Below are 20,351 nucleotides of genomic sequence, written 5' to 3' on the forward strand. Positions count from 1 at the left end.
AAGTCAAAAGATCGCAGCCTGCGGCAGCTCCTACAGGGGGGGTTGTGGGCTTTGGTGAAGTGGGTAGACTGCGCGCCTTTTCGCAAGGACCGCCACCATGTTGTTGATGCTCTACCTGATCGCCATCACCGCCGAAGCCATGACCGGCGCCCTGTCTGCCGGGCGTCGTGGCATGGACTGGTTTGGCGTGGTGCTGATCGCTTGCGTCACGGCACTGGGGGGCGGTTCGGTGCGCGATGTGCTGCTCGGGCATTACCCGCTGACGTGGGTCAAACACCCGGAATACCTGGTGCTGACCACGGCTGCGGCGATGATTACCGTGTTCACGGCGCGCTGGATGCGGCATTTGCGCTCACTGTTTCTGGTGCTCGATGCCATGGGGCTGGTGGCCTTCACCCTGATCGGCTGCATCACCGCCCTGGAAATGGGCCATGGCATGTTGGTCGCCTCGGTCAGCGGCGTGATCACCGGAGTATTTGGCGGCATCCTGCGGGACATTTTCTGCAACGATATTCCGCTGATCTTCCGGCGTGAGCTGTATGCCAGCGTCTCGTTTGCGGCAGCGTGGTGCTACATGCTCTGTCTATACCTGAACTTGCCAGGGGAACAGGCGATTCTGATCACTCTGTTCGGCGGTTTCCTGTTGCGCTTGCTGGCGATCCGTTTCCACTGGGAAATGCCCAAGTTCGTCTACAACGACGAGGCCTGACACCGCGATCCCCCTACACGAGGCCGTGTTGTTTCAGGGCCCATTCGACGTGTTCGCGGACCAGTTCGGACGGATGCTCGCGCCGCGCCTTCAGCGCCTCCAGCACCGGAATCGTCGCAGGCGCATTGCCCAGGCCTACCGCCAGGTTGCGCAACCAGTTTTCGTAACCGGTCCGACGAAGCGGCGAGCCTTCGGTGCTGCGCAGGAATGTCTCCTCATCCCACATGAACAGTTCCGCCAATTCGGCGTTGTCCAGGTTGTGCCGCGGCTTGAAATCGCCTTCACCGGACGGGCGGGCGAAGCGGTTCCAGGGGCAGACAATCTGGCAATCATCGCAACCAAACACCCGATTGCCGATCAGCGGCCGCAGGTCTTGCGGGATCGCGCCTTTGAGTTCGATGGTCAGGTAGGAAATGCAGCGCCGGGCATCCAGCACGTAAGGGCCGACGAAAGCATTGGTCGGACAGATGTCGAGGCAGGCACTGCAGCGACCGCAGTGTTCGGTGGCGTGGGGCGGGTCTACCGGCAGCGGCAAGTCAACGAACAGCTCGGCGAGGAAGAAATAACTGCCTGCCTTACGATTCAACACCAGGGTGTTTTTGCCAATCCAGCCCAGGCCGGCCTGTTCGGCGATGGCTTTTTCCAGCACAGGTGCACTGTCGACAAAGGCACGGAAACCAAACGGGCCGATTTCTGCCTGAATCTTGTCTGCCAGTTGTTGCACGCGCTTGCGGATCAATTTGTGGTAATCGCGACCCAGGGCATAACGCGAGACGTAGGCTTTTTCCGGTTGGGCGAGCATTTTCGCCATGTGGGTGTCGCCCGCCAGGTAATCCATGCGCAGCGAAACCACGCGCAAAGTGCCGGGCACCAGCTCCTCCGGGTGTGAGCGTTTGCTGCCATGGGCGCCCATGTAGTCCATCTCGCCGTGGTAGCCGGCGGCGAGCCAGCGCTCCAGGTGTTGCTCGTGCTCGCCCAGGTCGAGCCCGCTGATGCCGACTTGTTGAAAGCCCAGCTCGCGGCCCCAGTCCTTGATGGATTGGGCGAGGGCAGGCAGGTCTGTGGTAATAGCAGGCATGAGGCGAGAGAAACCGGAGCTGAGGTGCGTATAATTCTGCCAGACATCGGAGCCCGAAGACGCATGCCGCACACTAAAGATGAATTACCCGACGCGCTGTATAGTGCCGCCCAGGTGCGAGCACTCGACGCGAGCCTGATCGCCGCCGGCACACCGGGCTTCGAATTGATGCAGCGCGCGGCGCGGGCGACGTGGCGGGCGCTGGTGCGGCAATGGCCGACAGCGAACGAACTCAGTGTACTCGCCGGCCATGGCAACAACGCCGGGGACGGGTATCTGGTGGCCGTGTTGGCCCAGCGTGCAGGATGGGCCGTCCGGGTGTTGGCCGTCGGAGATCCGCAGCGCCTGCAGGGGGACGCGGCTTTGGCCCATGCCGAGGCGGTGTCTGAAAAAGTGCTCATCGAACCCTGGAAGGCACAATCCGGATTGCGCGGCATCGTCCTGGATGCTTTGCTCGGCACCGGCCTGAGCGGCGAGGTGCGTGAGCCTTATGTCGGTGCGATCACCGCGATCAATGTGAGCGGGCTGCCGGTTATGGCGGTGGATATTCCTTCAGGACTGTGCGCCGATACTGGTCGCATCCTCGGCCTGGCGGTGCAGGCTGACCTGACAGTGACGTTCATCGGCTTGAAATTGGGATTGTTCACCGGCGAGGCGGCGGATGTGGTCGGCGAATTGCTGTTCAACGACTTGCACGCAGACCCACAGTTGATAGAAGGCGCTGCTTTCACCGCCCGTCGCCTGACTGCGGCTAACCTGCCGCGTCCAGCGGCGCGGGCACCGGCTTCCCACAAAGGCAGATTTGGCCATGTGTTGCTGATTGGCGGCGACCGCGGGTTGGGTGGTGCGATTCTGCTGAGCGCGCAAAGTGCGCTACGCAGCGGGGCGGGCATGGTGTCGGTGGCGACCCGCAGCGAACATGTCGCGGCCGCGCTGGCGCGGATCCCCGAGGTGATGGTGCTGGGCACTTCCTCGGCCAATCAGCTGATGGATTTGCTGCAAAAGGTTTCCGTGTTGGTGGTCGGTCCGGGGCTGGGGCAGGCGGGTTGGGGGCGCAGTTTGTTGTCGGCCGCTGCTAACGCAGCGTTGCCGCAAGTCTGGGACGCCGATGCGCTGAACCTGCTGGCCGAGGGGCGTGTGAGTTTGCCCAGGGATTGCGTGATCACCCCGCATCCGGGCGAAGCGGCGCGTTTGCTCGGAATGAGTACGGCGCAGGTTCAAGCCGACCGACCGGCAGCGGCCCATGCATTGAGCAAAAAATATTCCGCGGTCGTGGTGCTCAAGGGGGCCGGGAGCCTGGTTACCTGTCCCGACGGGCGGCTGGCCGTCTGTCATCAGGGCCACCCGGCGATGGCTACTGCCGGTCTGGGCGATGTATTGGCCGGTTTGCTCGGCGCATTGCTGGCCCAGGGCATGGAACCATTCGACGCGGCCTGCCTGGCGGTCTGGCTGCACGCCAATGCCGGCGAGCAACAAGGAAAATTCGGCCGTGGGCTGGCGGCCAGTGATCTGATTCCAGTCATTCGTCAGTTGTTGGAGGAGCAAGCACCGTGTCTGAAGTAACCCTGTACCTGGCCGATGAGCAGGCCATGAGCGACTTTGGCGCACGCATTGCCCGAATCACCCAAGGCCATGGCCTGATCTTCCTCGAGGGCAACCTGGGGATGGGCAAAACCACGTTGTCCCGAGGCATCATCCGTGGCTTGGGGCATGTCGGGGCGGTAAAAAGTCCGACCTTCACTCTGGTTGAGCCCTACGAGATTGGCGACATTCGCGCCTTCCATTTCGATTTGTACCGTCTGGTCGATCCGGAGGAGCTGGAGTTCCTCGGTATCCGCGACTATTTCGAAGACGATGCCCTGTGTCTGATCGAATGGCCCGACAAAGGTGCAGGCTTTTTGCCAAAGCCGGACCTGACCATTACCATTAGCCCGCAAGACAGCGGGCGTTCGCTGAAAATTTTATCCCAGGGCTCGCGTGGCGAGGCCTGGTGTGCCGCTTTGGCATTGGAATCCAAATAAATGATGGGGTTAGGTATGCGCTTTCGCGCGTTGGTTGCTGCCGTAGGGGTGTTGTTTCTGGCGGTGACCGTCGACGCTGTGGCCGATTCGAAGGTCAACAGTGTTCGTCTGTGGCGGGCACCGGACAACACACGTCTGGTGTTTGACCTGACCGGCCCGGTGCAACACAGCGTCTTTACCCTGACCGCGCCGGATCGCCTGGTCATCGACATCAATGGCGCGACCCTCGGTGCGCCGCTCAACGTCAACACGTCGAACACCCCGATTACCGCCATGCGTTCGGCCCAACGCACGCCGACCGACCTGCGGGTGGTCATCGACCTGAAAAAGGCGGTGACGCCAAAAAGCTTCTCCCTGGCGCCGAACGCCCAGTACGGCAACCGCTTGGTGGTCGATCTGTTCGATAACGCTGCGGATGCCGCGCCTCCCCCAGCGCCGACACCGTCGGTGGCCACGATGCCCGCCGTGCCGGTCACGCCGACGGAACCTGCTATCAAATTGCCGCCAGCCCCGGCTGGCAAACGCGACATCGTAGTGGTAATCGACGCCGGTCACGGTGGCGAAGATCCGGGGGCTTCCGGCTCCCGAGGCCAGCGCGAGAAGGACGTGGTGCTGCAGATTGCTCGCGAAACGCAACGGCAGGTCAACGGCATGAAAGGTTTCCGCGCCGAACTGACCCGAACCGGCGATTACTTCATTCCGTTGCGCGGCCGTACCGAAATTGCCCGCAAGAAAGGCGCCGACCTGTTCGTCTCGATCCACGCCGACGCCGCGCCTTCTGCCGCCGCTTTCGGTGCCTCGGTATTTGCCCTGTCCGATCGCGGTGCGACCTCGGAGACGGCCCGCTGGCTGGCTGACAGCGAAAACCGTTCCGACCTGATCGGGGGGGCCGGCAACGTCAGCCTCGATGACAAGGACCGCATGCTCGCCGGCGTGCTGCTCGATCTGTCGATGACGGCATCCCTGACCTCCAGCCTGAATGTTGGCCAGAAGGTGCTGAGCAACATTGGCCGGGTGACACCGCTGCACAAGCAACGGGTTGAGCAGGCCGGATTCATGGTGCTGAAGTCGCCGGATATTCCGTCGATCCTGGTGGAAACCGGGTTCATCTCCAACGCCAACGAAGCCTCGAAGCTTGCCGCGTCGAGCCACCAGCAGGCACTGGCGCGTTCGATCAGCAGCGGCGTGCGCCAGTTCTTCCAGCAGAACCCGCCGCCGGGCACTTACATTGCCTGGCTGCGCGACTCCGGCAAGATCGTGCAGGGACCGCGTGACCACCGCGTCAACCCGGGCGAGACCCTGGCGATGATCGCCGTGCGTTATCAGGTGTCGCCCGCGGCCTTGCGCAGTGCCAACAATCTGTCGAGCGATGAGCTCAAGATCGGTCAGCACCTGACCATTCCGGGTACTGAACTGGCGGCCAAAGAATGAATCAGGTCGTGAACAGCGGCGCTCGCATTGAGCTGCTCAGCCCGCGACTGGCGAACCAGATTGCCGCCGGTGAGGTGGTTGAGCGCCCGGCTTCGGTGATCAAGGAACTGTTGGAAAACAGCCTCGACTCCGGTGCCAGGCGCATCGACGTCGATGTGGAGCAGGGCGGCGTCAAATTGCTGCGGGTGCGCGACGACGGTAGCGGCATTTCCGCCGATGACCTGCCGCTGGCCCTGGCCCGCCACGCCACCAGCAAGATCCGCAACCTGGAAGACCTCGAACAGGTCATGAGCCTGGGCTTTCGCGGTGAGGCCCTGGCATCGATCAGCTCCGTCGCGCGCCTGACCCTGACCTCCCGCACCCGCGACGCCGATCAGGCCTGGCAGGTCGAGACCGAAGGCCGTGACATGGCGCCGCGCGTGCAGCCGGCGGCGCATCCGGTGGGCACCTCGGTTGAAGTGCGCGACCTGTTTTTCAACACGCCGGCGCGACGCAAGTTTCTCAAAACCGAAAAAACCGAATTCGATCATCTGCAGGAAGTGATCCGGCGTCTGGCTCTGGCGCGCTTCGATGTGGCGTTCCATCTGCGCCATAACGGCAAGACCATCCTCAGCCTGCACGAGGCCCATGATGATGCGGCCCGTGCCCGGCGCGTGGCGGCGATTTGCGGTCCGGGCTTCCTGGAACAGGCCCTGCCGATCGAAATCGAGCGCAACGGCCTGCATCTATGGGGCTGGGTCGGCCTGCCGACCTTTAACCGCAGTCAGGCCGATTTGCAGTATTTCTTCGTCAATGGCCGTGCCGTGCGCGACAAGCTGGTGGCCCACGCGGTGCGCCAGGCCTATCGCGACGTGCTGTTCAACGGTAGGCACCCGACCTTCGTACTGTTTTTCGAGGTCGATCCGACCGGGGTCGACGTCAATGTGCACCCGACCAAACACGAAGTGCGCTTCCGCGAAGGACGCATGGTCCACGATTTCCTCTACGGCACCTTGCACCGCGCCTTGGGCGATGTGCGCCCCGATGATCATCTGGCGGCACCGGTTGCCACGGCCATCGTCCGGCCTACCGGCCTCGAAGCCGGTGAGTTCGGGCCCCAGGGCGAAATGCGCCTGGCCGCCAATGCGCTGCTTGAACAGCCTCAGGCCCAGCCGTCGTTCAATGCGCCGGCGGGTTCCGGTGCTGGCGCGGGTTATCAGTATCAATACACGCCGCGCCCGCAGTCCGGTGTGCCTGTCGCCGAAGCGCAGGCCGCCTACCGCGAGTTTTTTGCGCCGCTGCCCGAGGCCAATGCTGTTGCGCTACCGGCCGGGCAGGACGACATCCCGCCGCTGGGATATGCGCTGGCACAACTCAAGGGCATCTACATCCTTTCGGAAAACGCCCAGGGCCTGGTGCTGGTGGACATGCACGCCGCCCATGAGCGGATCATGTATGAGCGCCTGAAGGTGGCGATGGCCAGCGAGGGCCTGAGTGGCCAGCCGTTGCTGGTGCCGGAGTCCCTGGCCGTCAGCCAGCGTGAAGCCGATTGCGCCGAGGAACATGTCGCCTGGTTCCAGCGCCTGGGCTTTGAATTGCAGCGCCTGGGCCCGGAAACCCTGGCGATCCGACAGATCCCGGCACTGCTCAAGCAGGCCGAAGCCAATCGGCTGGTCGCGGACGTGCTGGCTGATCTGATGGAATTCGGCACCAGCGATCGCATTCAGGCGCACCTGAACGAGTTGCTCGGGACCATGGCCTGCCACGGTGCGGTTCGGGCGAACCGGCGTCTGGCCCTGCCGGAAATGAATGCCCTGCTGCGTGACATGGAAAATACCGAGCGCAGCGGTCAATGCAACCATGGCCGACCGACCTGGACCCAACTGGGCCTGGACGATCTGGACAAACTGTTCTTGCGCGGTCGTTGATGAGCCAGCTCCCACCTGCGATTTTCCTGATGGGGCCGACCGCCGCCGGCAAGACCGACCTGGCCATCGAGCTCACCAAAGTCCTGCCTTGCGAGTTGATCAGCGTCGATTCGGCGCTGGTCTACCGTGGCATGGACATCGGCACCGCCAAGCCTTCCAAAGAGCTGCTGGCGCAATATCCGCACCGTCTGATCGATATTCTCGACCCGGCCGAGAGCTATTCGGCTGCGGATTTCCGCCGTGACGCCCTGCAAGCCATGGCCGAGATCACCGCGCGCGGAAAAATTCCGCTGCTGGTAGGCGGCACGATGCTCTATTACAAGGCTTTGCTTGAAGGCCTGGCGGAGATGCCGGCCGCCGACCCGCAAGTGCGTGCACAGATCGAAGAAGAGGCTGCACGCCTTGGCTGGCAAGCCCTGCACGACCAGTTGGCAGTGATCGACCCGGTTTCTGCCGCGCGTATTCATCCGAACGATCCGCAGCGTCTGAGTCGAGCGCTGGAAGTTTATCGGGTAAGCGGTCAGAGCATGACTGCGCTACGCTTGCAACAATCTGTGCAAAGTACCGAAGCAGCCGCTTCGGGACAGCAACAATTGCCCTATACTGTCGCGAACTTGGCTATTGCCCCGGCAAATCGCCAGGTACTGCACGAGCGAATTAAACAAAGATTCACTTTAATGTTGGAACAGGGATTCATTGACGAGGTCGTAGCCCTGCGTAATAGAGGTGACCTGCATGCCGGGATGCCGTCTATACGTGCAGTAGGCTATCGCCAAGTCTGGGACTACCTGGATGGCAAGCTGACGTCAGCCGAGATGCAGGAGCGTGGAATCATTGCCACGCGCCAATTGGCGAAACGCCAGTTCACCTGGCTGCGCAGTTGGACTGACCTGCATTGGCTGGACAGTCTGGATTGCGACAATCTGCCGCGCGCCTTGAAATACCTTGGGACCATCTCCATATTGAGCTGAGTCCTTGCAATTGCCGTCTATCCTTGGGGGTGTGGCGGCTAAAGCCATCTGTTTACCTATTTTTATATTGAATCCTTAAAGGAGTGCGGCACATGTCAAAAGGGCATTCGCTACAAGACCCTTACTTGAATACTTTACGTAAAGAGAAAGTTGGGGTGTCCATCTACCTGGTCAACGGTATCAAACTGCAAGGAACGATCGAGTCGTTCGACCAGTTCGTCATCCTGCTGAAAAACACCGTAAGCCAGATGGTCTACAAACACGCTATCTCTACAGTGGTACCGGTTCGTCCAATTCGTCTGCCTAGCGCAACCGAATCCGATGCAGGTGACGCTGAGCCAGGTAACGCCTGATAGGAGTCTCCTTTGTTCTTTGAGCGCCACGGTGGTGGTGAGCGAGTGATCCTCGTTCACTTGGATGGACAGGACCCTGAGGCGCGCGAAGATCCGCAGGAGTTTCAGGAATTGGCTAATTCGGCCGGCGCCGAGACCGTTGCGTTTTTTAACGTGCCGCGTCATCGGCCAACCGCCAAATTTCTGATTGGCAGCGGTAAGGTCGAGGAGCTACGCGATCTGGTCCATGCCGAAGAAGCAGACCTGGTCATCTTCAATCACGTCCTCACACCCAGTCAGGAACGTAACCTCGAACGTGTATTCGAGTGTCGCGTGATCGACCGCACCGGTCTGATTCTCGATATTTTCGCCCAACGCGCCCGTACCCATGAAGGCAAGCTCCAGGTAGAACTGGCCCAGCTTGACCACATGAGCACCCGGCTGGTTCGTGGCTGGACCCACCTTGAGCGTCAGGGTGGCGGTATCGGCATGCGTGGCCCGGGTGAAACCCAGCTGGAAACCGACCGCCGTTTGCTCCGGGTTCGCCTGCGACAGATCAAGGGCCGCCTGGAAAAAGTGCGCAGTCAGCGCGAACAGTCGCGACGCGGCCGTTCCCGTGCGGATATTCCTACCGTGTCCCTGGTGGGCTATACCAACGCCGGCAAATCCACGCTCTTCAATAACGTGACGAAATCCGACGTGTACGCGGCTGACCAGTTGTTTGCCACGCTGGACCCGACCTTGCGCCGTCTGGAACTGGACGACCTGGGGCCGATTGTCCTGGCCGACACTGTGGGTTTCATTCGCCACTTGCCCCATAAGCTGGTCGAGGCATTTCGGTCTACGCTCGAAGAGTCGAGCAACTCCGACCTGCTGTTGCACGTGATCGATGCGGCCGAACCGGATCGCATGTTGCAGATCGAGCAGGTGATGGTGGTGCTGGGCGAGATTGGTGCCCAGGACTTGCCGATCCTCGAGGTCTATAACAAACTCGATTTGCTTGAAGGCGTTGAGCCACAAATCCAGCGCGACGAAAACGGCAGGCCCCAGCGGGTCTGGCTCTCGGCACGTGATGGCACAGGTCTGGAATTGCTTGAGCAAGCCATTGCCGAGTTACTGGGCAGTGATTTGTTTGTCGGTACCTTGCGCTTGCCTCAGCGCTTTGCGCGCCTGCGTGCACAGTTTTTCGAGCTGGGCGCGGTACAGAAAGAAGAATACGACGAAGAAGGTGTCAGCTTGCTGGCCGTTCGATTGCCGCGCTCGGAGCTCAATCGACTGGTCAGCCGTGAAGGCGTTGTGCCGACGGAGTTTATCGAGCAACACACTTTGCAATAAAAGCCTGAGAAAGCGGTTGTGCCGTGGTGACAGGCATTCTGTAGCATTGGTCGGCGCGCCGTGGGTGCGTCTTTGCTTTATCAGATGGAGAGCGCTATGGCTTGGAATGAGCCGGGTGGCAACTCGAATAATCAGGATCCTTGGGGTGGCAAGCGTCGTAACAACGGCGACCGCAAGGGGCCACCGGATCTCGACGAGGCCTTCCGAAAGCTGCAGGAAAGCCTGAACGGTTTGTTCGGTGGTGGTAAGAAACGTGGTGGCGACGACGGCGGTGGTCCGGGCAAGAGTGGCGGCTTTGGCGGCCTGCTCGGCATCGGCCTGGTCGTGTTGGCCGCCGTTTGGCTGTACAGCGCGGTTTATGTCGTCGACGAGCAGGAGCAAGCCGTGGTGCTGCGCTTCGGCAAGTACTACGAAACCGTGGGTCCGGGCCTGAATATCTATTTCCCGCCGATCGACAAGAAGTACATGGAAAACGTCACGCGTGAGCGTGCCTACACCAAGCAGGGACAGATGCTGACCGAAGACGAGAACATCGTCGAAGTGCCGCTGACCGTGCAGTACAAGATCAGCAACCTGCAGGACTTCGTGCTGAGCGTCGATCAGCCGGAAATCAGCCTGCAGCACGCGACCGACAGCGCCTTGCGCCATGTGGTGGGTTCCACCGCCATGGACCAGGTACTGACCGAAGGTCGTGAGTTGATGGCCAGCGAGATCAAGGAGCGTCTGCAACGCTTCATGGACACCTATCGCACCGGTATCACCGTTACCCAGGTCAACGTTCAGAGCGCAGCGGCACCGCGCGAAGTCCAGGAAGCCTTCGATGACGTGATCCGTGCCCGGGAAGACGAACAGCGTTCGCGCAACCAGGCCGAAACCTATGCCAACGGCGTCGTGCCGGAAGCCCGTGGTCAGGCCCAGCGCATCCTCGAGGATGCCAATGGTTACCGTGACGAGACCGTCTCGCGCGCCAAGGGTGAGGCCGATCGCTTCACCAAGCTGGTCGCCGAGTACCGCAAGGCGCCTGAAGTCACCCGTCAGCGTCTGTACCTGGACACCATGCAGGAAGTCTTCAGCAACACCAGCAAGGTGCTCGTGACCGGCAACAAGAACGGCCAGAGCAACCTGTTGTACCTGCCGCTGGACAAGATGGTCGAAAGTGGTCGCAACACCGGCACTCCGGTGACCAGTGCGGCAGCCACCAGCAATGAAGCGAATGCGCGTGCGGCAGCTGATCTGCAGCAACAGCAAGCACGTACCAGGGAGAGTCGCTGATGAGCAATAAATCGCTGATCGCCCTTATTGTCGGCGTCGTCGTGGCGATCGCTGCCTGGAACTGCTTCTACATCGTGGCTCAGACCGAGCGTGCGGTGTTGCTGCAGTTCGGTCGCGTGGTCCAGACCGATGTTCAGCCAGGCCTGCATGTGAAAGTGCCTTACGTTAACCAGGTGCGTAAATTCGACGCACGCCTGATGACGCTGGATGCACCGACACAACGCTTCCTGACGCTGGAAAAGAAAGCCGTGATGGTCGATGCCTACGCCAAGTGGCGCGTGAAGGACGCAGAGCGTTACTACACCGCGACTTCCGGCCTCAAGCAGATCGCCGACGAGCGTCTGTCCCGTCGTCTCGAATCGGGCCTGCGTGACCAGTTCGGTAAGCGCACCTTGCACGAAGTGGTCTCCGGTGAGCGCGATGCGTTGATGGCGGACATTACGGCTTCGCTGAACAAGATGGCTGAAAAAGAACTGGGCATCGAAGTGGTCGATGTCCGGGTCAAGACCATCGACCTGCCGAAAGAAGTGAACCGCAGCGTGTTCGAGCGTATGAGCACCGAGCGTGAGCGTGAAGCTCGCGAGCACCGCGCCAAGGGTAACGAGCTGGCCGAAGGCATCCGTGCCGACGCCGATCGTCAACGCCGCGTGTTGCTGGCTGAAGCCTATCGTGAATCCGAAGAGGTTCGCGGTGACGGCGATGCCCAGGCCGCTGCGATCTACTCCAAGGCCTACGGTCAGGATCAGGAGTTCTACGCGTTCTACCGTAGCCTGCGTGCCTACCGTGAAAGCTTCGCGAACAAATCCGACGTCATGGTCCTCGACCCAAGCAGCGACTTCTTCCACTACCTGGAAAAAGCCAAGCCTTGATACGGCGTTGACCTGATTTATCCCCCCGCCGGGCGGCTAAAACCTCTGGCGGGGTGATCCTTTGGGAAAACGTGTGTATGATGCGGCAGCCGGGAAATTCCCGGCTTTTTTGCGTCTGCATGTTTGATTGCTGTTTTAAAGCAGATGCCGGGCCGATTGGCTCGACAGTTTTTCGAGGAAAGTGGTTGGCGAAGCCGGTAGAAGGGCTTTTCGCTCCGTCGCTCATGCGCGTGGTTTGTGCGCAAGCCGATCATTTTCTGCTTCACTCAAGGCTCGCCGACAGGCTGGTCGCCCGGAGATAGGGGAAGGCGTAATGGCAACGGTAGACCGCTGGCTTCTGCCAGATGGCATCGAAGAAGTACTGCCACCGGAAGCTGCGCGTATTGAAGTCGCGCGTCGTCAGGTGTTGGATCTGTTCCAGAGCTGGGGTTACGAGTTTGTCGTGACTCCCCATATCGAGTACCTGGAATCCCTGCTGACCGGCGCGGGCCAGGACCTGGATCTGCGCACCTTCAAGGTCATCGACCCGCAATCGGGCCGCCAGATGGGTTTCCGTGCCGACATCACGCCACAAGTGGCGCGCATCGATGCGCATACCCTGCGTCGTGAAGGCCCGAGCCGCCTGTGCTATGCCGGCAGCGTGCTGCATGCTCAGCCGCGTGCCTTGTCGTCCTCGCGCAGCCCGATTCAGCTGGGTGCCGAGTTGTATGGCGACGGCAGCCCGAGCAGCGACGTCGAAGTCATCAGCCTGATGCTGGCCATGCTGCAACTGGCCGATGTGCCGGATGTGCACATGGACCTCGGTCATGTCGGCATCTATCGCGGCCTGGCCCGCGCCGCCGGTTTGTCCGGTGAAGTCGAGCAGCAGTTGTTCGATGCCTTGCAACGCAAGGCCATCGACGAGGTCATTACCTTGACCGAAGGTTTGCCTGCCGATCTGTCGGGCATGCTGCGGGCGTTGGTCGACCTGTGTGGCGGCCGTGAAGTGCTGGCTGCGGCCCGCGAGCGCCTGGCCAAGGCGCCTGCCCCGGTTCTGGCGGCGCTGGACGACCTGCTGGCAATTGCCGAGCGGTTGTCCGTGCGTTTCCCTGAGCTGCCGCTGTATTTCGACCTAGGTGAGCTGCGTGGCTACCACTACCACACCGGTGTGGTGTTCGCCGTGTTCGTGCCGGGTGTTGGCCAGTCCATTGCCCAGGGCGGTCGTTACGACGACATCGGCGCCGACTTCGGTCGTGCCCGTCCGGCGACCGGCTTTTCCACCGATTTGAAAACCCTGGTGACCCTGGGGCGTGCTGAGATCGAGCTACCGTCTGGCGGTATCTGGATGCCTGACAGTACGGATGCGGCACTCTGGCAGCAGGTTTGCCAGTTGCGCAGTGAGGGTCAGCGTGTCGTTCAGGCCTTGCCTGGACAACCTTTGGCCGCCGCCCGTGAAGCGGACTGCGACCGGCAATTGATTCAGCAGAACGGGCTTTGGCAAGTATCGCCACTGGCTTCTTGAGTTTTCCTGCCGGCTGCCGCCGGCACCAAGTTTGCGCGAATGAGGACAAGTGTTATGGGTAAGAATGTCGTAGTCCTGGGCACCCAGTGGGGTGATGAGGGCAAAGGCAAGATCGTTGATCTGCTGACCGAACATGCTGCCGCCGTAGTGCGCTACCAGGGTGGCCACAACGCGGGTCACACCCTGGTGATCGATGGCGAAAAAACCGTCTTGCACCTGATCCCGTCGGGCGTGCTGCGCGAAGGCGTGCAGTGCCTGATCGGCAACGGCGTGGTGGTTGCACCTGACGCCCTGCTGCGCGAGATCACCAAGCTGGAAGAAAAAGGTGTGCCGGTACGCGAGCGCCTGCGTATCAGCCCGTCCTGCCCGCTGATCCTGTCCTTCCACGTTGCGCTGGACCAGGCCCGTGAAAAGGCCCGTGGCGAGCTGAAGATCGGTACCACCGGTCGCGGCATCGGCCCGGCCTACGAAGACAAGGTTGCACGTCGTGGCCTGCGTGTGGGCGACCTGCTCAACATGCCGCGCTTTGAAGACAAGCTGCGTGAACTGGTGGATTACCACAACTTCATGCTGGTGGGTTACTACAAAGAGCCAGCCATCGACTTCGACAAGACCCTGGCCGAGTGCAAGGAATACGCTGAGCTGCTCAAGCCGCTGATGCTGGACGTGACGGCCGAGCTGCACGACCTGCGTCGCGCTGGCAAAGACATCATGTTCGAAGGCGCCCAAGGCTCCCTGCTGGACATCGACCACGGTACCTACCCGTACGTGACCAGTTCCAACACCACCGCTGGCGGCGTTGCTACCGGTTCGGGTGTCGGCCCCATGTTCCTGGACTACATCCTGGGCATCACCAAGGCTTACACCACGCGTGTAGGTTCGGGTCCATTCCCGACGGAGCTGTTCGACGAAGTCGGTGCGCACCTGGCCAAACAAGGTCACGAGTTCGGCGCGACTACCGGTCGTGCTCGTCGTTGTGGCTGGTTCGACGCAGTTATCCTGCGTCGCGCTATCGATGTGAACAGCATCTCGGGCATCTGCCTGACCAAGCTGGACGTGCTCGACGGTCTGGAAACCATCAACATCTGCGTCGGCTACAAAGACGCAGAAGGCAAGGCCGTTGCCCCGACTGATGCTGACAGCTACGTGGGCCTGCAGCCTGTGTACGAAGAAGTGCCGGGCTGGACCGAGTCGACCGTGGGTGCCAAAACCCTGGAAGAGCTGCCAGCTAACGCCCGTGCCTACATCAAGCGCGTTGAAGAGCTGATCGGCGCACCGATCGACATTATTTCGACGGGCCCGGACCGCAACGAAACCATCGTTCTGCGTCATCCGTTTGCTTGATAAGTCATTGATGTAAAACACAAAGGCTCCTTAATCGGGGCCTTTGTCGTATTTGTCTGCAGGACGGCATGACCTTTGCTGTAAATATCTTCAAAAGAATGCCATCAAATTAATGGCGTCCAAGTAGAGGGATTCACAGTGTCGGCCGTTCTCTCACTGTTACAAAGCCGTTTGTTGCGGCCCGTGTTCGTTACCTTGGGTATCGCCCTTTTGGTGCAGGTGCTGGTGGCTGTTGCTCTGACCCGGAGCACGGTGACCGCGCTCGAAGCCGATCTGGGCACACGCCTGGGCGCGGACAGTCAAAAACTTTCCGCCGAGCTCGAGCAGGCCGGGCGTGAAGTCACGTCCAGTCTGGACAGCCTTTCTACCAGTACACGTCAGCGCCTCACGGCCGGTTTGTCCTCGCGTCTTGAGGAAGAGCAGGCGCAACTGCGTTCGACCCTGGAAAAGGACCTGAAGGACTCCGCCAACGATATGGCGCAGCTTCTGGCTTCGGTCGCGCCCCGCGCCATGTGGGACAACGACGTTCCGACGCTGTCCGAATTCGCCCGCCGGGCCCAGCGCAATCCCAATGTGCTGTTCGTGGTCTATGACGACGCTACCGGTCAGCACCTGACGCGATACCTCAACCGGGAAAACCCGATCAACAAGGCACTGCTGGAAAAAGGCCAGGGCGAGCGGGCGCTCGACAAGGTGCTGGATGCAGCGAAGAACGATCCTTCGGTCTTCTACATCGAGGCCTCGATCAACCCCAATGGCGTGGAAATCGGCAAGGTCCTGATGGGGGTCTCGACGGCTTCCGTGGAGACGGATCTCGCAGCCCTCGACAAGCGCTTCTCGGCCTTGATCGCCAGCAGCGATCAACTGGTCGGCGACAGCCTCAAAGGCGCCGCTGCCGACAGCGCAACGGCGATGCGCGCGCGTCTGCAGTCGGCGCAGTCCACAGCGGCTGAAATGAAAGCCAACACCACCAGCACCGTACAGGAAGCCGCTGCAACATTGCGCTGGCGCATCGGCGTGTGTCTGGCAGTCGTGGGTTTTGGTGTCCTGCTGTTGCTGGCGGTGGTGCTCGGTCGTCGAGTGGTCAATCGCCTGAAAATGCTGATCGTTGCCATGGATGACCTGGCCGCGGGCGAGGGCGATCTGACCAAGCGTGTGCAGATCAACAGCAAGGACGAAATCGGCGACATGGCCTCGGCGGTCAATCGCTTTGTGGATAAGTTGCAGCCGATCGTGCGCGAGGCGGGTGATGTGGCTCAACGTACCGGCGTCGAGATTGGTGCCATGACCCTGCGCAACGCGGGTGCGGACGCAGCGGCTGGCATGCAGCGCGACGAAGTGGCGGAGAGTTTGCGTGCCCTGTCGCAAATGGCGGATGAGGCGCAGTCGGAAAGCCACGCCATGCAGGCGGCGCTCAAGCAGGTGGTGGAGATTCGTCAGGCCACCGATGAAAACACCCGGACCTCGGCGAAAGTCGGCAGCCTGATCGAGGAGCTGGCGGGGCAGGTCAATACCGGCGCTCAGGTGATCGAGCGTCTGGCGCAGCAAAGCGAACAGATTGAGGTGGTGCTGACGGTGATTCACGGCATCGCCGAGCAGACCAACCTGCTGGCGCTGAACGCGGCGATTGAGGCGGCGCGTGCCGGTGAGACCGGGCGCGGGTTTGCGGTGGTGGCAGATGAGGTGCGGGCACTGGCGAGCAAGACGCAGAGCTCCACCGGCGATATCCAGGCGCACATCGTGGCGTTGCAGCAGGGTGCGCGCGAGGCGGTCGCGGCAATCGCTCAGGCCGGACGCCAGGCCAACGAAGGTTTGGTGGTGCTGCGTGACAGTGCACGGTTGCAGCAGTCGGTGCAGGCGTCGGTCGAGCAGGTGCATGCGGCGATTGGTCTGGCGACCCAGGCTGCGGCGCATCAGGCGCAGGGGGCGCAAGCGGTGCGAGGGCGGGTGCAGACCATTCATGCCCAGGCTGAGAAAGCTGCGCAAGCTGTGGTGGAGACCACGGCCAGCGGCAAGGTGCTGGATGGCTTGGCGGCGCAGTTGAAGGCAAGCCTGGGGCAGTTCAGGGCTTGATTGGTTGTTGGTGCCGGCCCCTTCGCGAGCAAGCCCGCTCCCACAGTGGTCCTCTGTCGAACACAAATATGATGTTCACAAAGGGCCACTGTGGGAGCGGGCTTGCTCGCGAATACGGTATTAGCGGCTCAGGTACATCCGGGTCGTAAGCAGATAGACCGGCAACCCCGACACCAATATCAACAACGCCGCATAAGGCGCCGCCGCCGCAAACTCCACATTCGCGGTATGCGCCCAGACTTCTGTCGCCAGAGTATTCAACCCCGTCGGACTCAACAGCAGGGTCGCCGTCAGCTCCTTCATCGCATCCAGGAATACCAAGGCAAAAGCCGCGCCCAGTGACGGGAAAATGATCGGCAGTGTCACTCGGCAGAAAGCGCTGAAAGACGAGGCGCCCAGCGTGCGTGCCGCTTCTTCAAGCTGCGGTGCCGCCTTGTTCAGGGCGGTGCGGATCGGCGCCTGGGCCAGCGGCAGAAACAGCAGTGCGTACGCGATCAGCAGCAATGCCGAAGTCTGGTACAGCATCGGCACGTAGTGCAGGGCGAAATACACCAGGGTCAGGGCGATGACCAGTCCCGGCAGGGCATGCAGCAGATATGGCAAGCGCTCGGCCCAGATCGCCAGTTGGCCCTTATGGCGCACGACCAGCAGGCCGACCGGCACCGCCAGCACCAGGCACACCGCAGCGCCACCCAGCGACAGCGCGAGGGATGACAGCAATGCTTCGCCGATGGCTGCCATTGGAAAGGCCGCCGATGATCCGACGGCCAGCCAGTAAGCCAGCATGCCCAGCGGAATCCCGCTGCCGACGATTGCCAGCAGCAGGCAATAAAGCTGTCCTGCCACAGCCCAGGGTCCCAGGTGAACCTGTTCCGCGCGTCGCGCCGCACCCTGGCCAGTGCGCACGTGTCGACCCTTGCCCCGAACGCGCAGCTCCAGCCACAGCAGCGCCAGGCAGAGCATCAGCAGTACGGCGGAGAGCATCGCCGCGTTGGCATTGCTGAACTCCAGCTCGAACTGCTGGTAGATCGCCGTGGTGAAGGTTTGCAGGCCGATGATCGACAGCGCGCCGAATTCCACCAGCATGTGCAGGGCAATCAGCAGGGAACCGGCGAGCAGCGACGGCCAGAGCAGGGGCAGGGTGACCTTGAAGAACACGCCCCAGCGGTTCTGTCCCAGGGTGCGCGCCGACTCTTCCAGTGATGGGTCGAGGTTGCGCAGGGTCGCCGCCACCGGCAGGAAAATCAGCGGGTATTTAGAGAGCGTCATCACCAGAATCGCCCCGCCGAGTCCCTCGAAATGAGCGCTCAATGAAACCCAGGTGAAGCTGCTGACAAACGCCGGAACGGCGAAGGGCAGGCACAGGATCACGCCCCACAGGCGTCGCCCCGGCAGGCTACTGCGCTCCAGCAACCACGCCAGCGACAGGCCGATCACGCCGCAGGCCAGCGTCACGCCGACCATCAGCGCCAGGGTGTTGCGCAGCAGTCCGAACACATAGGGGCGCCACAGCAAATGCAGCGCCTCGGCCCAGCCTGCTTGCCAGGCCTTGAGCCCGACATAGGCCAACGGCAGCAGGCTGAGCACCACCAGTAGCAAGACCGGCAGGACCAGCCAGATCGACGGCCGCTTGCGCCGTGGCATGTACCCGCCATGCGCGGAAAGCGATGCGCTCATCAGTTCAGGCCAACTTCACGTTCCAGGTCCAGGGCTTCTTCGGCATTGCCCAGGTCGGCTGGCGTGACTTTCGGTGCTTGCAGTTCGCTGAATGGCTTGAGTCCGCGATCAGACTCCATGCCTTTGTGCAGCGGGTATTCGGCGGTGGTCTGGGTGATCACGCGCTGGCCTTCCTCGCTGGCCATGTAGGCGAGCAATTGTTGTGCTTCTTTGGGGTGTTTGCTGGATTTCAGCACGGCTGCGCTGGACACGGTGATCAGCCCGCCGACGTCGCCGTCGGTGAAGTAGTGCAGTTTCGAATCGAGCTGGCCTTTTTCGCGCTGCAAGGCGAACCAGTAGTAGTTGTTGACCAGCACGGTGGCCACTTCGCCATTTTCCACGGCTTTGAGCGCGACCATATTGTTGCTGTAAGTCTTGCCGAATGCGCGCAGCCCGGTCAGCCATTCTTCGGCAGCGTCCATGCCGTGCACTTTGATGATGGCGACGGCTTGTTCCTGGAAGGCGCCGCTGGTGGGCACGAAGCCGACCTTGCCTTGCCATTTTGGATCGGAGAATTCCATCACCGAGGTCGGCAGGTCTTTTTCATCAATCAGCTTGGGGTTGTAGGCGACGACGCGCACCCGGGCAGTCACGCCAATCCAGGTGCCATTGCTGGCGACGTATTCCTTGGGCAGAACGGCCAGCGTGGCGTCATCCGCCTTGGCCAGCAGGCCTTGTTCGCCAAGTTTGTTCAATGGCGGCGATTCTTCGGTGTAGATCACGTCGGCAGGGGAACGATCGCCCTCTTCGACGACCTGGCTGGCGAGCTGGTTGCTGCTGCCTTTGCGTACATTGACGTGGATCCCGGTCTTGGCTTCGAAGGCTTTGGCGACCGCGTCGCCGACTTCTTTGTGTTGGCCGTTGTAGAGCGTCAGGGAAACCGGGTCGGCGGCTTGGGTGAGGGGAGTGGCGAGTGTCAGGCCGAGCAGGGTGATGGTCAAGCCGCGGCGCAGGGTATTTCGAAACATCATTCGCAGGGTTCCTCACTGTCGCATTGCAAAAACTTGCAACAATGATAAACGATATTGTTTCTCAAATGCGCCTTGCGGGTTGGATTTCCTTTTGGTACAGGCTGCCGATGACCCTGTAGGAGCGAGCCTGCTCGCGATGGTTTTCAACGATAACGCGGGGTGCCTGCATGCCAGTGTTGTCTGGGCGTGCATCGCGAGCAGGCTCGCTTCTGTAGAAGGGCGGTAGAGAACACTTCTGGAGGTCAGAAACGCAAAAACCCGCTTTCGCGGGTTTTTGTGAAATTCAAGGTCGTAACCTTGAACTTGAATTGGTGCCCAGAAGAAGACTCGAACTTCCACGACCGTAAGGTCACCAGCACCTGAAGCTGGCGTGTCTACCAATTTCACCATCTGGGCATTCATCTTCAGCGTTGCCGCTGTTGATGTGGCGCACTATACGGAGAGCATTTTGATCTGTAAACCCCTGATTTTAAAAATTAATAAACCAGTGGCCCAGAATGCAAAAACCCGCTTTCGCGGGTTTTTGTGTGAGCCTTGAAATTGATCTAATCTCAAGCTCGAAATTGGTGCCCAGAAGAAGACTCGAACTTCCACGACCTTGCGGTCACCAGCACCTGAAGCTGGCGTGTCTACCAATTTCACCATCTGGGCAGTATCGGCAACGTCTCCGTCGTCGATGGCGCGCACTATACGGAGCGTCTTTTTAACTGTAAACCCCCGACACCAAAAAAACCTGGAAAATTTCACCAGCGGTCTTCAAATCAGCTTTGCGGTGTCGATACAGGGCTTTAGATGGGTCGTCTTAGCTTGAAATTTCCCGT

16 protein-coding genes and 2 tRNA genes are annotated in these 20,351 nt (G+C 61.0%); 13 read left to right on the plus strand and 5 right to left on the minus strand.

Going from position 1 to position 20,351, the window contains the following annotated elements; translation table 11 throughout:
- Nucleotides 1–97 precede the first annotated feature (97 nt).
- Nucleotides 98–709 carry a trimeric intracellular cation channel family protein gene (locus tag PMI26_RS19220; RefSeq protein WP_007973246.1) on the plus strand — a complete coding sequence of 204 codons (612 nt, stop codon included), beginning with the start codon at nucleotides 98–100 and terminating at the stop codon, nucleotides 707–709.
- A gap of 13 nt (nucleotides 710–722) precedes the next feature.
- Here PMI26_RS19220 and queG read toward each other — a convergent pair whose 3' ends face one another.
- Nucleotides 723–1,787 (minus strand): tRNA epoxyqueuosine(34) reductase QueG, encoded by a 1,065-nt coding sequence (gene queG / locus PMI26_RS19215; protein WP_007973247.1) that lies wholly within the window; start codon nucleotides 1,785–1,787, stop codon nucleotides 723–725.
- Between the two features lie 63 nt (nucleotides 1,788–1,850).
- Here queG and PMI26_RS19210 point away from each other — a divergent pair, with 63 nt between their 5' ends.
- From PMI26_RS19210 to PMI26_RS19155, 12 genes are all read left to right on the plus strand, one after another.
- Nucleotides 1,851–3,350, plus strand: coding sequence for a bifunctional ADP-dependent NAD(P)H-hydrate dehydratase/NAD(P)H-hydrate epimerase (locus PMI26_RS19210; RefSeq protein WP_007973250.1), 1,500 nt, complete (start codon nucleotides 1,851–1,853; stop codon nucleotides 3,348–3,350).
- A complete protein-coding gene (gene tsaE / locus PMI26_RS19205; RefSeq protein WP_007973252.1) occupies nucleotides 3,338–3,808 on the plus strand; it encodes a tRNA (adenosine(37)-N6)-threonylcarbamoyltransferase complex ATPase subunit type 1 TsaE in 471 nt (156 codons plus the stop codon). The genes PMI26_RS19210 and tsaE overlap by 13 nt, the downstream gene beginning before the upstream one ends.
- On the plus strand, nucleotides 3,809–5,239 hold the full coding sequence (locus PMI26_RS19200; RefSeq protein WP_007973253.1) for an N-acetylmuramoyl-L-alanine amidase: 1,431 nt from the start codon (nucleotides 3,809–3,811) through the stop codon (nucleotides 5,237–5,239).
- Nucleotides 5,236–7,146 carry a DNA mismatch repair endonuclease MutL gene (gene mutL, locus PMI26_RS19195; protein WP_007973255.1) on the plus strand — a complete coding sequence of 637 codons (1,911 nt, stop codon included), beginning with the start codon at nucleotides 5,236–5,238 and terminating at the stop codon, nucleotides 7,144–7,146. Before PMI26_RS19200 ends, mutL begins: the two co-directional genes overlap by 4 nt.
- Nucleotides 7,146–8,117, plus strand: a complete 972-nt coding sequence (miaA, locus tag PMI26_RS19190; protein WP_007973257.1) for a tRNA (adenosine(37)-N6)-dimethylallyltransferase MiaA — start codon at nucleotides 7,146–7,148, stop codon at nucleotides 8,115–8,117. The genes mutL and miaA overlap by 1 nt, the downstream gene beginning before the upstream one ends.
- A gap of 92 nt (nucleotides 8,118–8,209) precedes the next feature.
- Nucleotides 8,210–8,470: an RNA chaperone Hfq gene (gene hfq / locus PMI26_RS19185; RefSeq protein WP_003221112.1), complete on the plus strand. Its 261-nt coding sequence runs from the start codon at nucleotides 8,210–8,212 to the stop codon at nucleotides 8,468–8,470.
- Between the two features lie 12 nt (nucleotides 8,471–8,482).
- Entirely contained in the window at nucleotides 8,483–9,784 is a 1,302-nt protein-coding gene (hflX, locus tag PMI26_RS19180) for a ribosome rescue GTPase HflX (protein ID WP_007973259.1), read from the plus strand.
- 96 nt (nucleotides 9,785–9,880) lie between these two features.
- Nucleotides 9,881–11,056, plus strand: a complete 1,176-nt coding sequence (gene hflK, locus PMI26_RS19175) for an FtsH protease activity modulator HflK (RefSeq protein ID WP_007973262.1) — start codon at nucleotides 9,881–9,883, stop codon at nucleotides 11,054–11,056.
- Nucleotides 11,056–11,925, plus strand: a complete 870-nt coding sequence (gene hflC, locus PMI26_RS19170) for a protease modulator HflC (protein WP_007973264.1) — start codon at nucleotides 11,056–11,058, stop codon at nucleotides 11,923–11,925. Before hflK ends, hflC begins: the two co-directional genes overlap by 1 nt.
- Nucleotides 11,926–12,238: 313 nt before the next feature.
- Entirely contained in the window at nucleotides 12,239–13,426 is a 1,188-nt protein-coding gene (locus PMI26_RS19165) for an ATP phosphoribosyltransferase regulatory subunit (RefSeq protein ID WP_007973265.1), read from the plus strand.
- Nucleotides 13,427–13,480: 54 nt separating this feature from the next.
- Nucleotides 13,481–14,770 carry an adenylosuccinate synthase gene (locus tag PMI26_RS19160; RefSeq protein ID WP_007973267.1) on the plus strand — a complete coding sequence of 430 codons (1,290 nt, stop codon included), beginning with the start codon at nucleotides 13,481–13,483 and terminating at the stop codon, nucleotides 14,768–14,770.
- Between the two features lie 138 nt (nucleotides 14,771–14,908).
- Nucleotides 14,909–16,843 carry a methyl-accepting chemotaxis protein gene (locus PMI26_RS19155; protein WP_007973269.1) on the plus strand — a complete coding sequence of 645 codons (1,935 nt, stop codon included), beginning with the start codon at nucleotides 14,909–14,911 and terminating at the stop codon, nucleotides 16,841–16,843.
- A 120-nt stretch (nucleotides 16,844–16,963) separates the two neighbouring features.
- On the opposite strand, the gene PMI26_RS19150 is transcribed toward PMI26_RS19155, so the two are convergent.
- The 4 genes from PMI26_RS19150 to PMI26_RS19135 all read right to left on the minus strand — a co-directional run bounded on the left by PMI26_RS19150 (nucleotide 16,964) and on the right by PMI26_RS19135 (nucleotide 20,181).
- Entirely contained in the window at nucleotides 16,964–18,520 is a 1,557-nt protein-coding gene (locus tag PMI26_RS19150) for an ABC transporter permease (protein WP_007973270.1), read from the minus strand.
- Nucleotides 18,520–19,530, minus strand: coding sequence for an iron ABC transporter substrate-binding protein (locus tag PMI26_RS19145; RefSeq protein ID WP_007973271.1), 1,011 nt, complete (start codon nucleotides 19,528–19,530; stop codon nucleotides 18,520–18,522). The genes PMI26_RS19150 and PMI26_RS19145 overlap by 1 nt, the downstream gene beginning before the upstream one ends.
- Nucleotides 19,531–19,839: 309 nt before the next feature.
- Nucleotides 19,840–19,926, minus strand: a tRNA-Leu gene (locus tag PMI26_RS19140).
- Between the two features lie 168 nt (nucleotides 19,927–20,094).
- Nucleotides 20,095–20,181, minus strand: a tRNA-Leu gene (locus PMI26_RS19135).
- Nucleotides 20,182–20,351 lie beyond the last annotated feature (170 nt).

It is taken from the genome of Pseudomonas sp. GM33 (genome assembly GCF_000282295.1).
GTDB classification, from domain to species: Bacteria; Pseudomonadota; Gammaproteobacteria; order Pseudomonadales; family Pseudomonadaceae; genus Aquipseudomonas; species Aquipseudomonas laurylsulfatiphila.

What these genes read in the sequence shown, in the direction of transcription:
- PMI26_RS19220 (WP_007973246.1), top strand. Translation starts at nt 98, where the DNA reads ATGTTGTTGATGCTCTACCTGATCGCCATCACCGCCGAAGCCATGACC.
- queG (WP_007973247.1), bottom strand. Translation starts at nt 1,787, where the DNA reads ATGCCTGCTATTACCACAGACCTGCCTGCCCTCGCCCAATCCATCAAG.
- PMI26_RS19210 (WP_007973250.1), top strand. Translation starts at nt 1,851, where the DNA reads ATGCCGCACACTAAAGATGAATTACCCGACGCGCTGTATAGTGCCGCC.
- PMI26_RS19200 (WP_007973253.1), top strand. Translation starts at nt 3,809, where the DNA reads ATGATGGGGTTAGGTATGCGCTTTCGCGCGTTGGTTGCTGCCGTAGGG.
- mutL (WP_007973255.1), top strand. Translation starts at nt 5,236, where the DNA reads ATGAATCAGGTCGTGAACAGCGGCGCTCGCATTGAGCTGCTCAGCCCG.
- miaA (WP_007973257.1), top strand. Translation starts at nt 7,146, where the DNA reads ATGAGCCAGCTCCCACCTGCGATTTTCCTGATGGGGCCGACCGCCGCC.
- hfq (WP_003221112.1), top strand. Translation starts at nt 8,210, where the DNA reads ATGTCAAAAGGGCATTCGCTACAAGACCCTTACTTGAATACTTTACGT.
- hflK (WP_007973262.1), top strand. Translation starts at nt 9,881, where the DNA reads ATGGCTTGGAATGAGCCGGGTGGCAACTCGAATAATCAGGATCCTTGG.
- hflC (WP_007973264.1), top strand. Translation starts at nt 11,056, where the DNA reads ATGAGCAATAAATCGCTGATCGCCCTTATTGTCGGCGTCGTCGTGGCG.
- PMI26_RS19165 (WP_007973265.1), top strand. Translation starts at nt 12,239, where the DNA reads ATGGCAACGGTAGACCGCTGGCTTCTGCCAGATGGCATCGAAGAAGTA.
- PMI26_RS19160 (WP_007973267.1), top strand. Translation starts at nt 13,481, where the DNA reads ATGGGTAAGAATGTCGTAGTCCTGGGCACCCAGTGGGGTGATGAGGGC.
- PMI26_RS19150 (WP_007973270.1), bottom strand. Translation starts at nt 18,520, where the DNA reads ATGAGCGCATCGCTTTCCGCGCATGGCGGGTACATGCCACGGCGCAAG.
- PMI26_RS19145 (WP_007973271.1), bottom strand. Translation starts at nt 19,530, where the DNA reads ATGATGTTTCGAAATACCCTGCGCCGCGGCTTGACCATCACCCTGCTC.